At 31.5% G+C, this 14,472-nt stretch carries 13 protein-coding genes; 11 read left to right on the top strand and 2 right to left on the bottom strand.

Annotation, left to right across the window (positions count from 1 at the left end; all coding sequences use genetic code 11):
• The first annotated feature begins 217 nt into the window (after positions 1-217).
• The 11 genes from L0B70_RS10695 (at position 218) to L0B70_RS10645 (ending at position 13,072) form a co-directional block, all read left to right on the top strand.
• Entirely contained in the window at positions 218-1,306 is a 1,089-nt protein-coding gene (locus tag L0B70_RS10695) for a ComEC/Rec2 family competence protein (RefSeq protein ID WP_235141786.1), read from the top strand.
• Complete coding sequence (locus L0B70_RS10690; RefSeq protein WP_235141785.1) at positions 1,306-3,648, top strand: ThiF family adenylyltransferase; 2,343 nt, start codon at positions 1,306-1,308, stop codon at positions 3,646-3,648. Before L0B70_RS10695 ends, L0B70_RS10690 begins: the two co-directional genes overlap by 1 nt.
• Positions 3,649-3,667: 19 nt before the next feature.
• Positions 3,668-4,363 (top strand): hypothetical protein, encoded by a 696-nt coding sequence (locus L0B70_RS10685; RefSeq protein ID WP_235141784.1) that lies wholly within the window; start codon positions 3,668-3,670, stop codon positions 4,361-4,363.
• A 178-nt stretch (positions 4,364-4,541) separates the two neighbouring features.
• On the top strand, positions 4,542-5,276 hold the full coding sequence (locus L0B70_RS10680; RefSeq protein WP_235141783.1) for a hypothetical protein: 735 nt from the start codon (positions 4,542-4,544) through the stop codon (positions 5,274-5,276).
• Between the two features lie 76 nt (positions 5,277-5,352).
• Positions 5,353-5,631, top strand: a complete 279-nt coding sequence (locus L0B70_RS10675) for a helix-turn-helix domain-containing protein (RefSeq protein WP_002976362.1) — start codon at positions 5,353-5,355, stop codon at positions 5,629-5,631.
• Between the two features lie 73 nt (positions 5,632-5,704).
• On the top strand, positions 5,705-6,943 hold the full coding sequence (locus tag L0B70_RS10670; RefSeq protein WP_235141782.1) for a primase-helicase family protein: 1,239 nt from the start codon (positions 5,705-5,707) through the stop codon (positions 6,941-6,943).
• A 266-nt stretch (positions 6,944-7,209) separates the two neighbouring features.
• Positions 7,210-8,088 carry a toprim domain-containing protein gene (locus L0B70_RS10665; protein WP_235141781.1) on the top strand — a complete coding sequence of 293 codons (879 nt, stop codon included), beginning with the start codon at positions 7,210-7,212 and terminating at the stop codon, positions 8,086-8,088.
• A gap of 146 nt (positions 8,089-8,234) precedes the next feature.
• Positions 8,235-8,684 (top strand): plasmid mobilization protein, encoded by a 450-nt coding sequence (locus tag L0B70_RS10660; RefSeq protein ID WP_235141780.1) that lies wholly within the window; start codon positions 8,235-8,237, stop codon positions 8,682-8,684.
• Positions 8,677-9,831: a relaxase/mobilization nuclease domain-containing protein gene (locus L0B70_RS10655; RefSeq protein WP_235141779.1), complete on the top strand. Its 1,155-nt coding sequence runs from the start codon at positions 8,677-8,679 to the stop codon at positions 9,829-9,831. Before L0B70_RS10660 ends, L0B70_RS10655 begins: the two co-directional genes overlap by 8 nt.
• Entirely contained in the window at positions 9,804-10,496 is a 693-nt protein-coding gene (locus tag L0B70_RS10650) for a hypothetical protein (RefSeq protein WP_235141778.1), read from the top strand. Before L0B70_RS10655 ends, L0B70_RS10650 begins: the two co-directional genes overlap by 28 nt.
• Before the next feature lie 248 nt (positions 10,497-10,744).
• Positions 10,745-13,072 (top strand): toll/interleukin-1 receptor domain-containing protein, encoded by a 2,328-nt coding sequence (locus tag L0B70_RS10645; protein ID WP_235141777.1) that lies wholly within the window; start codon positions 10,745-10,747, stop codon positions 13,070-13,072.
• A 220-nt stretch (positions 13,073-13,292) separates the two neighbouring features.
• On the opposite strand, the gene L0B70_RS10640 is transcribed toward L0B70_RS10645, so the two are convergent.
• Entirely contained in the window at positions 13,293-13,697 is a 405-nt protein-coding gene (locus L0B70_RS10640) for a helix-turn-helix transcriptional regulator (RefSeq protein WP_235141776.1), read from the bottom strand.
• Positions 13,698-14,101: 404 nt separating this feature from the next.
• Positions 14,102-14,431 carry a hypothetical protein gene (locus L0B70_RS10635; RefSeq protein ID WP_235141775.1) on the bottom strand — a complete coding sequence of 110 codons (330 nt, stop codon included), beginning with the start codon at positions 14,429-14,431 and terminating at the stop codon, positions 14,102-14,104.
• Positions 14,432-14,472 lie beyond the last annotated feature (41 nt).

The raw sequence follows: 14,472 nt of genomic DNA, 5'->3' as shown, positions 1-14,472 counted from the left end.
TAGTTCGGTACTAATTCATAAAAATATATTTAAAAACTATATTTTTTCACAAAAACCGGAGTAAAAATATAGTTTTTAAATTTGGGATATTATTAAAAATAGTAAATTTCAGTAGTTGCGATTCTCTGGTTTTTATCTGAACAAATCAGGGAAACCGTAATTAATTTTACGAAGATTTATATATTTTAGCTTCTAACGAAAATATTAAGTAGAAATTATGACTATAGCAGAAAAAATTATCAAACCCACTCAAGCTGGTATCTTTCGAACTATCTTTTTCTACACAGGGCAAGGTGAGTCAACATTAATGGTCATTCCAACAGGTCAAAATATAGATGATTATATGTACATATTAGTGGACTCTGACAAAGACAATGAGGAAAATGAAATTGATTTAGTTTATTTATTTAAAGAATTATTCAGCAATGGTGGGAAACTTTCAACTTTCATCAACACCCATCCACATAATGACCACATAGGTGGTATTAAAGAAATATATGACGAAATCGGGTTTTCTGAAGTTTGGCATTCAAACCATAAAGCAGGAGGTAAACATAAAGAAAAATATGAAGTTTTCACTGAAGTTGTAAAGAAAGTTGGAAAGAGCAATGAATACTTTTTATTAGGAACTAATGAGCTTAACAAGATAAGAACATCTGATAATGTAGCAACTACAAAAAAGTTAGGATTAATTGATTTTCAAGTGATATCTCCTGCACAATATTTATGTGAAGATATTCGAGAAGGTGATGCCGATGAAAGAAATAAAAGGATTCACGAGCAATGCGGTGTCATCAAGTTTACTTATGGAATAAATCCAAAAAGTATTTTAATGACAGGAGATTCTGATAAAGAAGCATGGAAAGAACACATTACAGAATATCATAAGAATAGTTTACCTGCTGATGTCTTAAGTGCGAGCCATCATGGCTCTCGAACATTTTTCAAAAATAACAAAGATGACGAGGACGTTTATGAAACACATATAGAATATATAAAGCCTTCTTATCTAATAATTAGTGCTCCAAAACAAAGTGAAAGTCCACACGAACATCCACATGACGATGCTATGGAACTATATAAGAAACACATTGACGAAGACGGTATTTTGCATCTTGGTGCTAACATTGAATCTGTAATTGTAGATATAGACTCCTATGGCAACATAACTGTTAAAACTGATAAAGAATTAATTGAAAAATATGGCATAACGGATAGTGGTGGTGAAAGCGGAAAAAATGATACATCTAAAAATGTTTACATCGGGGTACAAACATCAAGGATTGATAATAAACCTATGGGATAATGTTACAGTGGTTTAAAAAACACCCAGATTTTTTACGCAGAGAAAGTAATGCTTTGGCGAATGATAGTAATTATAAGGAGTTATTTCAATTTCGTGATAATTTATTTATCTCTCATGGCAATATTATCGTGAGGGTCAATGGTTTACATCGTTTTCCAATCTTAGTCTTGTATTCAGACGCAACACCGTATCGATTACCAATGATTTTCCCATTGGAAAGACAATTATCACAGGAAGAAATTGTTCAATTATCTAAGCTACAACTTTCTGAAGCACTTGAAAATATTAAATCTTTCACAAAATTTTATTATAATCTTAGACATCAGAATAGCTCAGGAGAACTATGTACTTTAGAAAGGGAGGATTTAGATAAACCTATAAATATTTACGGAATTTCAACGATACTTCAACGTGTTACAGATTGGCATGCAGGACATATTACAGGAGAATATCCTCCAGACAGTGAGGATGTTAATTTTATTGCACATTTTAATAATATCTGCTCAGATACAAAGTTTTTCTATTCCGAACAATTTTTAGATTTAACCTTAGCAGAAGGAGATTGTTACGCTAATCTTTTTAAATTTATTCCAAAAGATCCAATTTTCACTGAAGACAAGTATATATACTTCGGTTGTTTTATTGATGGCAAGGAGAATGGGATTTTTAAACAAATCAATATTGACCTTTCTCGATTTGGAATAAAAGATATTAAAACTTCTCTCGACTTATACTCTAAAAACAGCACTGTTGAGAGATTATTAAAGGATAAAATTTTATTAAAAGCATCTTGGTTTCATATAAGCTCAGAACCCGCTCCTTTTCGTAAAATTGAAGATCTTATTACAATTATTGGCAATGGGGATTATCAGCAAGGGTTAAGCAGATTATTCCAATCAATTCACCATTTTAAGAACTTGGATGAATATTTCTTTTTAGGATTAAGATTTCCAAACAGAAAAGGCATTTACGAATTTCAACTTTTCAAAATTTCTAAAAAAGAATTGTCAGGTGGCTACGTATTTGTACAAACAGACAATACACAAAAAATAAAAGAAATTTTTGACTGTTATGATAAAATTGAAGCTATTCAATCTGAAAAACTAACAGAAGAATCATTTCATCAACGGAATAGCAAAAGAGCTGATTATGATGTTCTAAAAAATGCATCAGTCAATATTTTTGGTGTTGGAGCTTTAGGAAGCGAAATTGCTGATTGTATTGCCAAGGCTGGTGTTGGAGATATTATGCTTGTGGATAACCAAGCTATGCATGCACATAATGCTGTAAGACATTTAGCTGGTATGGAATACATTGGCCTTCCGAAGGTAATAGCTGTATGGCAAATACTTAATAGTCACAATCCTTTTGTGAAAATTTTACCTATTACTGAGGATTTGTATCAGTTAAATCCAAAAAATTTGGAAGATGATTCTATTACAATCTGTTCAATTGCTGATGATAATGTTGAAGGATTTATCAATCAGCAGCTGGTTTTATCAAACAAACCTGCATTTTACGTTAGAGCTTTACGTGGTGGAAAAACTGCACGGATTTTCAGAATAATCCCTGAAAAAGACGCTTGCTTCCATTGTTTAAGCCTTTACAGAAATGAGAATAAACACTTCATTGAGATTCCTGAAGATGCGGAATATCCTACACTAAAAAATGAATGTAATAATCCTATCAGACCTGCAAGTGCCGCAGATTTAAAACTAACCGCTTCAATGGCTTCAAGATTTATCATTGAACATCTCCAAGGTGGAGAATCGGAAAATAATCATTGGATATGGTCAACTGAGACAGTTGACGGAACTCCTATAAATGCTAATAGTATACACAGTCAATACATTCCACCACACAAAGACTGTGTTTATTGTAATAATAAGAAGAAAATAAAGGTTGTAATAAAAGAAGATTGTATCTCATATATGCAAAACTTAATCCGTGAAAATCCAACCATAGAAACAGGTGGAGTTATGGCAGGAATTAAGGATGAAAAAGGCAATATAGTTATTACTCGTGTTTCTAGTCCAGGACCAAAAGCAGTAATGTCATCAACCAAATTTGAAAAGGATATTGAATTTTGCCAGAACTTTTTAGATGAAATATATCAGAACTCTAATCAAAGTACAATTTATGTTGGAGAGTGGCATTCCCACCCTTCTGCAAATAATCATCCAAGTGAAACAGATATAAAAAGTCTTACGGAAATTGCTATTGAAAAAAATTACCTAACAGATTGCCCTGTTATGATTATTTTCTCAAATCAAGGAAGCCCGTCTTGTACCCTACATCCAGCTGATAAATCATATTATTTTTCTGATTTGGAAAAAAAATAATTAATACACAATGTAAAAAATGCTTACGAATCCATATTTTTATCGTGCCCGACTTTTCCCCGCATTAATAACATCCATACCGATGCTTATTTTTGTTAATAAAATTATTGCTATACAGTATGCAGATGCATTAAAAAATGTTTATGATATTTTACCGTATATAGCACATTTTGGGCTTTCAGGAGCAATCATTTTTTTATGTATTCAAATAAATCGAATTGTTGCAAAAGAAATTTTTCAACGATTCCATTTTAGAGAAGAATTATTTATGCCAACTACTAACCATTTGTTGATTAGTGATACACACTACCCTAAACCAATAAAAGACAAAATTCGAAACAAAATCAAAAAAGAATTTAAAATAGTTTTGGCTGATGCTCAATCAGAAGCACAAAATGAAAATGATGCTCGTAAATTAATTTCTACCGCTGTTTCTCAAATTAGAAATGTTTTGCGGGGTGACAGTTTATTATTGCAACACAATATTGAATATGGTTTTTGGAGAAATTTAATTGGAGGAAGCCTGATTGCAGTAATTTTTGCTATTGCAATTTATTGGTATGGCACGTACAATAAATTAGAAGACCAAATAACTCTGGGAATAATTTGCTTTATCCTTTATCTAATGCCAATTGTTTTAAGCAGATACATTATCCGTCGATATGGTAATTATTACTCGAAAATATTATACGAACAATTTTTAAGTATAAAATAATAATGAAAATAGCTAACAATTTTAAGTAATAATTCATAAATACTTTAGTTTATTCACGATTTGTTAAAATTTGCAAGTGCTCTTAAATCTGCTATATAAAATCATCACTTCAGATATTTTATACAACAAATAATTTCATATAATGAATGAAGTTTTTAAATAATCATTAATTTAGATTATGGATCAAAAGAAACTTTATGGACGTTGGAATTTTTGGGAAGAATTTGTAGGTTATCCTATGATGATTTTTTACTGGATCAAAGGTGAAAAAATTTCAAAGATGTTGTCAAAAAGAATTGAAATAGCCAAACAAAAATCCAGCGAAATTAGTCTTACTAATAAGAAAAGAAATGAGTTTCTTATTCGATATGAAAAGTTAGATAACTTTTTCAGTTTCCACTTCAAAAATATAGATGCTTCCCGAAATCACAACTTTGAAGAGAAGATTGAATATTGTATAGAGCAATATCGAAAAGAATCATTAAGTATTTTAAGTTCAGGCAACCTAATGAAATTACAGGGCAATTTTTTGAATGGAGCTCAAACGACGCTTTTTCTATATTTTGCTTTGGAGAGCAAAACAAAAAGAGAAGTCCTATTAACAGATATTATGATTGGGGAAAATAGTTCTAAAATCTTTATTACTTTTCTAAAGGGTAAAAAATTCATAGATGAAAATCACAACCTAATCGTAGATCAGAAATCTTCCTTCATCAGAATCCACCGATTCTTAAAAGACAATCATATTATTAATCCGGATTTTCAAGACACCACTATTATTGAGGCTATGGAAAACGAATATAATTCCAATTTTGACAAAGGAACATTTTCACGGGCAATAACTGTGAAACCTAATGATTTTGAGGAAACTATCTATCAAGAATTATCTAAGTTATTTAATATCAAGTATTAAACTTTACGCAATTGAGTAGAATTGCATCATTAGTTATTCCAATCATACAATTTTGTCTGCAAATAAATATCAGATTATGCAGACAACAAATCCATTCCAAACCATTCTCGACGAATTAGGGGAAGTGAAAGACTTACTCTATTCTCTCAAAAAAGAACCTGAAATTGAGTTGAAAAAGAAACTGTACTCTATCAAAGAGTGTTCAGAAATTCTAAAACTCGATTATCAAACCGTACGCTCACATATTTTAAAAGGTAACATTAAGGCGGAACAAATTGGAAGATTCTACAGGGTCAACCATTTTGATCTTATGGATGCTTTGAACGAAGTCAAGTCGCTTAAGTATAGAAGATAGATAGAGAGTTTTATTTATCAAGCATTCCAATTCACCCTTCCGTATTTCCTATACGGAATCAAACCTTTAAAATATGAGCGAAAAAATCCCATATCTAAGAGTAGGGACAACCTACTATAAAACTATTGAGAAACCATTAATCTCAGGAGATAGAATCTCGATACTGACTCGATGGAATCGTGAGACCATTATTAGCGATCACGGAAAGATATATGTCTCACAAGTTCCTAAGTATGACGGTTTCTGTTGTATACCATCCCATTTGCAATACCAACAAATTATCCAAGGATTCTATAATGTTTACAATGAGATTCCTTACCAGCCTATTAAAGAGACACCGGAGCAAACAACCCTACTAGAAAAGATTCCATTTTCACTTAGATTTATGGAGCATATTTTTGGAGAACAGTTGGAACTGGGTTTAGATTATATCAAGATCTTAATGCAATATCCAACACAGATACTCCCGATTCTCTGTCTTGTAAGCAAAGAAAGGTCTACAGGAAAATCTACATTCATAAAATGGCTTAAATCCATTTTCGGGCTTAATATGACCTACATCAAAGGAGATTCGTTCAGCAGTCAATTTAATGCTGATTGGACATCGATGCTGATTGTCGCCATTGATGAAGTATTCTTTGACAAGAAGGAGATCACAGAACGCTTAAAATACCTTTCCACTACCGATAAAGACAAGAAAGAAGCCAAGGGGAAAGACCGTGAAGAAGTGGAATTCTTTGGAAAATTCATTCTCTGTTCCAACAATGAGGACAACTTCATTCAAATTGATGAAAATGAGATCCGATTCTGGATCATCAAAGTAAAATCTATAAAAAGTGAAAACACAGAATTTCTACAAAACCTAAACAAAGAGATTCCCTATTTCCTTCGATACCTTATCCAGAGACCTTTTCACAGTCGCAAAGAGACAAGGATGTGGTTCACAGATTCCGAGATCAGAACGAAAGCCCTTCAGAAATTGGTTTGGAAAAATAACAACAAACTCGAATCAAAGATCACTGAACTGTTATATGAATTTTTTGAAAGCACAGAGGACAGCAAGATCCATTGTGTTCCACAGGATATTTTCAGTATGCTGGGTAAAATGTTCAGAAATCATTATTGGACGGTCAACGATGTCCGAAAATTCCTAAAGGAAAACTGGAAACTTGAACCTCAAAACAATTCATTAGCCTACATCAAATACGACATTGATTACAGTGGAAATTTCTACCAGCAGAACAAAACAGGGCGGTATTTTATAATAGAAAGGAATTTTATTCTCCAAAAATTTGATGAAATGATGAATTAATAGATAATGAAAAGAAAATCAATATGTTATCTCTCATCAAAAGCCTCATCAAATTTTGAAGCCTTATTTTTTGATGAGAGTGTGATGAGAAGAATATCTCAAGTTTGATGAGATGATGAGAGTTTGATGAGGGCATAAAATATTATAATTCAATTAATTACAAGGTTTTATCATCAATTCATCAAAAATTAGTCAAAACCAAACCCGTCCGCTTGAACCGACAGGACACCTACTATTTATTACTAAAAAACATTAAAAATTACAAAATGAACTGCAAACAATTCAACAGCATATCGTTGGAAGAAGTCCTCCTTTCTCTCGGACACCTACCCACGAAACAATCGGAAAAAGAAGCTTGGTATCTCAACCCCTTTGCCACCGAATCCCAAGCCTCTTTTAAAATCATTAAAAGAATAAACTATTGGTACTTATTTTCAGAAGGAATCGGTGGAACGAATACCGACTTTATGAAGAAATATCTGAACGCTTCAGTCAATGAAGTTTTAGTATGGGCAGAAGATCAGAATTTCTCTTCTTTTCAAAAGCAAAACATTCCTGATCAGAAGTTCGAAAACCCGAGTAAAAATTATGAGATACTTAACGTGAATGAAATCCAGCATCCTGCGCTTTTGGAATATTTAAGAGAAAGAAAAGTTGGAAATCAAACTCAGTTCTTACACGAAATTCATTACCGAATGAATGATAAAAACTATTTCGGAATTGGTTCCAAGAACGATTCTGGCGGTTATGAAATCCGCAATAAATATTCTAAAATTTGTTTGGGCAAAAAAGATATTTCAACCATAAAAAACGGATCAGAATCGCTTCGGATTTTCGAGGGCTTTTTCGATTTTCTTTCCTTTAAAAATGTAGAGAATTTTTTAGAAAAAGAACCTGTCGATTATCTCATTTTGAATTCCGTTTCGATGATTCACAATATTAAAAGTTCAATAGGAAATTATGAAAATATTGAGCTTTATTTTGACAATGATGAAGCTGGAAATCGTGCCGTTGAAATGATTAGAAATGAAAATCAAAACGCAGAAGATTGTCGGATTTTATATTCAGATTTTAAAGACTTAAATGACTGGATGATTCGCAAAAATCCATTACCTGAAAGACAAGTAAAACTTAGGAGAAGGTGAGTAAAATAAATACAGGTGAATTATGGTGGTATGTTAGTGCAAAAAGTACCCAAAGTTTACAATAAGCGGATCCGCTGATTGCAAAATTGGGATTTTTGATTTCTTCCTATCGTCAGAAATCTTTTAAATACACTAAAATCAACACAATGGAAAAAGACTTTTTACAAGAATTTATAAACCGAGCCACCAAAGAAAACGAAGCCAAAATTGCTCAGGAAAAAAGAAAAAAACATTTTCAGGAGCTGGGCAGAAAAGGTGGTTTGAAGACTAAAGAAAATAAAAAATTAGACAAAGTTATTTCAATACGAATGACCAATTCTGAATATGAAATTCTACTTCAAAAGCAAGAAAAACATCCGCTCAAATTATCAACCTATCTCCGAAATGTTTTGTTGGAAAAAGAATTAAAAATCAATGAATTTAAAACTGATGAAGTCTTACTTCAGTATGGAAACCATTTCAAAAAAATAACCAATCTTTTGCGAAATCGGGAATGGAATGTTTTTGAAAATAAGAAAGAAATTTTAGTAAAAATTGAAAATCTGATCCAATTAATTCATCAATATTTATATTCAAAAATGCAGAACGATGAATAATTCAGCAACCACAAGAGCAATCACAAAAATTGCTTTGGAATACAATGCAAACGATAAAGGAACAGCAGAGATGGTGGCTTCTAATTATCTTCTAAGCGATACTTCTGAAGGTCAATTTCAGGAAATGAAAAGAGTAGCTGAAAGAAATACCAAAGTGAACAAATGGGCTTTGACGGGTTATATTTCTCAACCAGACGAAATTGGTAGAAAATTGAAGGATGAAGAATTCAAACAAATTGCGATAGAAGCTCTTGCAAAAGTAGGTTTGACAAACAAAAATCAATATCGACTCGATATTCACAACAGTACGAAACATAAGCATATTCATTTTGTCGTCAATAGGATTGATATATCGGGAAAGTGCACCGTGAAAGCACACGATATCGGAAAGAGATTTGGTGAAGCTGTTCGAGAATTTTGTAAAGCAAGAGGATTATTGACCGATGTTGAAATTGGAATTCAGAAAAAAGCAGAGATTCTGAGAAGCTTGACTGAAGCTATTAGGTCAGAAGATAATTTTGATGATCTGATCTTAGCAATGAACAAAAAAGGTTTTGAAGTTCAATTGTCTTCAAATGTCAAGGACGGGATTTCGGGAATGCGAATAGTGATGGAAAACGACAAGAATCATCAGACGGAAAGAATTTATAAAGCAGGTTATAAACTGTCTGAAATCTCAAATCAACTGAAAATTTCTGAAATAAAATCCTTGTTTGAAGTGAAAAATGCAGTTCAGGAATTCGAGAAAACGGCTGAGAATTGGAAAGAGTTTCGAGCCAATCTTCATCAGAAAGGATTTTCTTTAAAAATTCAATATAAAGAAGAATTTACACCCAATCAAAAAAATGAAATTCAAGATGTGTGGATAGGTAAAACTGAACAATTGGGAAATAACAAGCAGAAAAACGGATTGCTTTTTAATCAATACAAGGGGTTTTCTCTTTCTGAAATAGATTCTACCTTTCAAGATCTGATAAAATCAATGTCCGGAATCAGCGAAATAAATAGTCTGAACACGCAACCACAATCATCATCAAAGGAAAGTGTAGCAAAAATTGCAAGTGAACTTTTAGAAGAGCTTTTGAAGCCGAATTATGTTGCGCAAAACGATGATGAACTTTGGAAAAAGAAGCGGAAATCAAGGTAAATATTAACTATTCAAAAATCAAAAAAATGGAAAATCAAAATCAAAACGAAGAATCTAAAAGTAGTGGAATGGAACTTTTGGAAAACGTGATAAAATCTAATAACAATAACATTGCTTCAAATTTGGAGAATAAGGAATCTAATGCGGAAGTGAAAGCGGATATTGAAGATCTGGTATTGGCAATTGGTCAAATGCAATTAGACCTTGAAGTCATAAAAGAAATTCCTAATGAGGTATTGGCTTTTTATGAAAAAGAACAACTTTCAAGAAATCAATATCTAGGAGATATTGCCACCATAATAGGAGCCGTTATTTCAAAAAAAACCAGCGATTTTTTAGAAAGTTTTCACAAACCAGCAAAAAGGATGGAGAAATTTATTTGGAGCGGAATTGGAGTTGCAATTTTTGCAGTTTTGGTGCTGATTATTTCTATCAATTTAGCAACCAATTGGTATAAAGAAAGCATCAAAGCAAAAAGTGAACTGCGCCAAGATATTTTAAATGAAATTGCTGATGAAGGAAAAAAAATCTATAACGAAAACGAAATAAAAATATTGACTGAAAACACTCAAGTAATGCAATTGTGGATTAAAAATAATCCTAAAAAAGCGGAAGATTTTTTAAGATTTAAGGATGGATTTACTGCGAGTAAGCAAAAGGAGTAGTTAAAATATAGGCTGTGGTATGATTTGCAAGAATTACTCGCATTAAAAAGTTTTAGTAAGAGGTTCATAGTGAGACGTCAACTGAGAATAGTTTTGTGTAAGGTGTGTTGCAGGGTAAAAATTCAACTTTAGCGGTAATTTTAATAGATTTTCACTTTTTGTCAAATAACTTAAAATGTGCAAAATTTATTATATTAGCCATCTTGGACATTTATTTTATGTTCAGAATAATAACAAGGCAATAAACTATGGCTAAAGCATTTTTATCTCACAGTAGCAAAGACAAAGAAATAGTTCGTAAAGTAGCTAATCAACTTGGAAACAAAAATTGTGTATTAGACGAAATATCATTTGACCCTGGACGCATAACCCTCGAACAAATATTTAGCGAATTGGACAGTTCGGATATTTTTGTTTTGTTTATCTCAGATGACTCATTAGAATCTGAATGGGTGAAAAAAGAAATTCAAAGAGCAAAAGAAAATATGAATAGTGAGATCTTACACAGAATTATTCCTATAATCATTGACGAAAAAATTTTGTATTCTGACGTTAGGCTACCAAGTTGGATTGCTAAGCCTTACAATTTGAAATATATAGACAATGAAGTCATAATCTTAAAAAAGATACGTCAGGCACTTAGAGAAGTTAATTTCAAAAAAACAAAATTTAATCAAGATATCGAAAATAATTTTGTTGGGCGTAATTCCGAAATGGAAAAATTTGAAAATGAGATTAATAACATTGACAGTTGGACACCGACATACATAATCGCATACAACTACTTTGAAGGTATAGGAAGACGAACTTTTCTTAAGAATGCTCTTAGAAAATATAAATTAACAGAATATCTAGACACACCAACATATATTACAATTGAATCAAAAGAAAGCATTGAAAACTTCATTTATAAATTAAATACTATAAGTAAAAATCCTGCAATTTTAGATTATGATTTTTCAAGCTTAAGTATTGAATCTAAAATTGAAATTGCTGTTAATCTTGTTAAGCAATTTATGGACTTCAAGGAATTGATTTTCATAGTTGATGAAGGTGGTATTATTTTACCTAATAATTCTGTAGTAAATTGGTTTAAGGAGCTTGTTAATAACGAAATCTTTGACAACAATCTTGTTTTATGTTTGATTTCAAAGTATAGACCTAATGAAGTAAAACTCAAAAGAGAAAGAAAATCACTTGTTTATAGAATTCCCGAACTATCTACGCCTGAAACGAAAAATTTATTTTTACGATTACTCAAAATATATCAACTTGACGGAATACGTCGCGAAGATAAAGAGTTTTTCATTGAACATCTAAAAGGAATACCCTCACAAATAATTTATGCAGTTAATTTGATAGAGATAAATCCTTTTGAAGCAAAGAAAAATGTCAATGACATTATTGAATACTCCGACAGATTTAGTAGCACACTATTGAATCACCTAAAAGATACCCCAATAGCATATCAATTAGCTATTTTACTTTCGACAAATGAAATTTTCAGCACCGAACTAATAAATAAAGTTTTAGGGGATAATGAAGAAACTTCAAATGCTCTTCAAACATTGTTTGACTTATCATTATTCAATTTCGTTTTTGGTGGATATGATTATGTAAAATTAAACCCCACCTTATCAGACTTCATTAATAGGACAAAAATAAAGCTCGAAGAGAAGTACAAAACGAAACTGGATGCTATTTCAAAAGAATTACTTGAAGAGGATTTAGACAAGATTATTGTAAATGATTATTCTGAGTTTATGGTAACTCTACAAGCAATGCTAGAGAATAAATTAAAAGTGCCTAAAAAATACTTTATTCCTTCGTTAATAATAAAAAATGTCATTAAGGAGTATGACAAAGGAAATTATGATTATGTAATTAAAATTTGTGTTGAATTATTAGAAAACCAAAACTATGATCAACAAATAATTTGGGAAACCAATTATAGATTAACGTTGGCTTATGCCAGAACCAAGAACGAGAAGTTTTTTGACCATATTTCGTTCTTTAGAAACGAAACAAATAATTTAGACTATTATTTTCTGTTAGGCTTTTATTACAGACATAAGGGAAATAGAATGAAAGCATTAGAAAACTATTCTAAAGCTCTTCAATATTACTCTGAGCATTCCCGATCAAAAAGAGAAATTGTAAACATATATTTATCGCTTGGTCAATATGATGATGCCGTAGATTTAGCAAAAGATAACTATGAGAAAAGAAAAACAAATATTTACCACATTCATTCCTATTTTGTAAGTATCATAAGAAGAAAAAAAACCAGTTCATCTGACATAAAAATTTTAGAAACATTAATGAACTCTGTAAAATCAAATCCAGACATTAAATCTGATGATATACTTAGATGTATGCAGGGTGAATACGCTTACTATATTGAGAACGATATTAATAAAGCAAATGAAATATTACTTGAAGCAATCAAGTTAAATCAAAACAAAAACTTCCCAAAAAAGTCGCTATCTGAAATTTATAAAAATGCAGGGTTAGACGATGCATATGAAGAAATAAACAGTACAAACATAGAAGAAGATGACAATGAAAATTATTAAAAACTAAGTCAGATGTGTTATTCCCAAAAGCTTTGCTGTTGGAATTCTGTAAAAATATTTTTAAGATTTCACTTTAGATTATTCCATTGAACTTTGTGCAACACCCAAACTGTAGGAAGTAATCTTTCAAAAACAAATTGTAAATTATCTATTTAAAAAGGGCTCAACTATCAGTTGAGCCTTCCCTATGAAAAAGTAATTATCCCGAATTACTTATATTTTATTTGTTAATAAGCTTTTCAAGCCTATTCATCATTTCATCTTTTTCCTTCAGCATTCTTTCATAAAGAGCAATCTTCTCTTCGTGCAACTGCACTAATTTATCAATAGAATTATTGTTAAAAGTTGGACTATAGTTAATCAAACCCTGCGTATCGTGAAAAGTATTTGAAATAAAATTAATCGCTTGCTCTTCATCAAAATTCTGAAAAGCTTCTACAGGAATTCTAAGAGCATTTGAAATGGCCTTTAGAAGATCTTCTTCGATGAAATCTTTCTGCTCCAATAAAGAAATTTTCTTCTGATTCCATTCATCACCCAAGTCAAAAGCCAAAGCTTCCTGTTTGATGCCTAGCATTTCTCTAAAGCGTTTTACATTTCTTCCCTGATGTATTTTCTGTTCCATAGCGGTTATCAAATTTAAAGGCTTAAAGATAAAGCCATTTCTATTAAATCATCTGAATTGTAAAGTTAAAAAATTATCCTGTAAAAATTATACAGGGTAAAAACAGGATTTACGCTTCAAGTCCCTATCATCCCGAGCCACATTGGGAATCTCCCCATCATTTGCATCAAGACTTGGATTGCTATTACAAATCAGCAAAAGGTAATGGCTTGCAGTTTTTGACTATGGTTGGGAATGAAAATCAAAACCATCAGGGAATACCATACCTTTTCGCTTTGTTTTTCCTTTCGTTTTGCAGAACCTACATTTTTGTGAAGCTTTGCTATATGCCCAATTATTTGTCCTTTCAATCATTGTGGCAACTATGTCTGTACGCCAATCCGGATATGATACGCTATCAACATTTATTTGATGGATTCCTGCTGAAACTTATCCCAACTTTTGAAAAATGGAAAGTGTGCAACAACATTCCTTACAAACTTGAAAAGTTCGCTTCCTATTTCAGATTCCATAGGAGGTCTTGTTTGCTTTAATTTCTCAATTACCAATTTTAAAGGTTCGTAGTTTAGCAATTCAGTGTATATCGAAAATGCTTGTTTTATTTTTGAAAATCTTTCCCAATCGGTTTTGTCCCAAAAATCATCATCCATAACTTCATCATAAATATCGTAAAATCGATTATATGCTAAAGTCAGAAATTGAAGTTCTGATTTGTTGGGATTTGTATCGTTCATAAAATGGATATTATCCTTGTGCGTTGGTTTTATTGAGGGAT

It is taken from the genome of Kaistella sp. 97-N-M2, assembly GCF_021513235.1.
Taxonomy (GTDB): Bacteria; Bacteroidota; Bacteroidia; order Flavobacteriales; family Weeksellaceae; genus Kaistella.
This window is presented reverse-complemented; position numbering and strand designations above follow the sequence as displayed.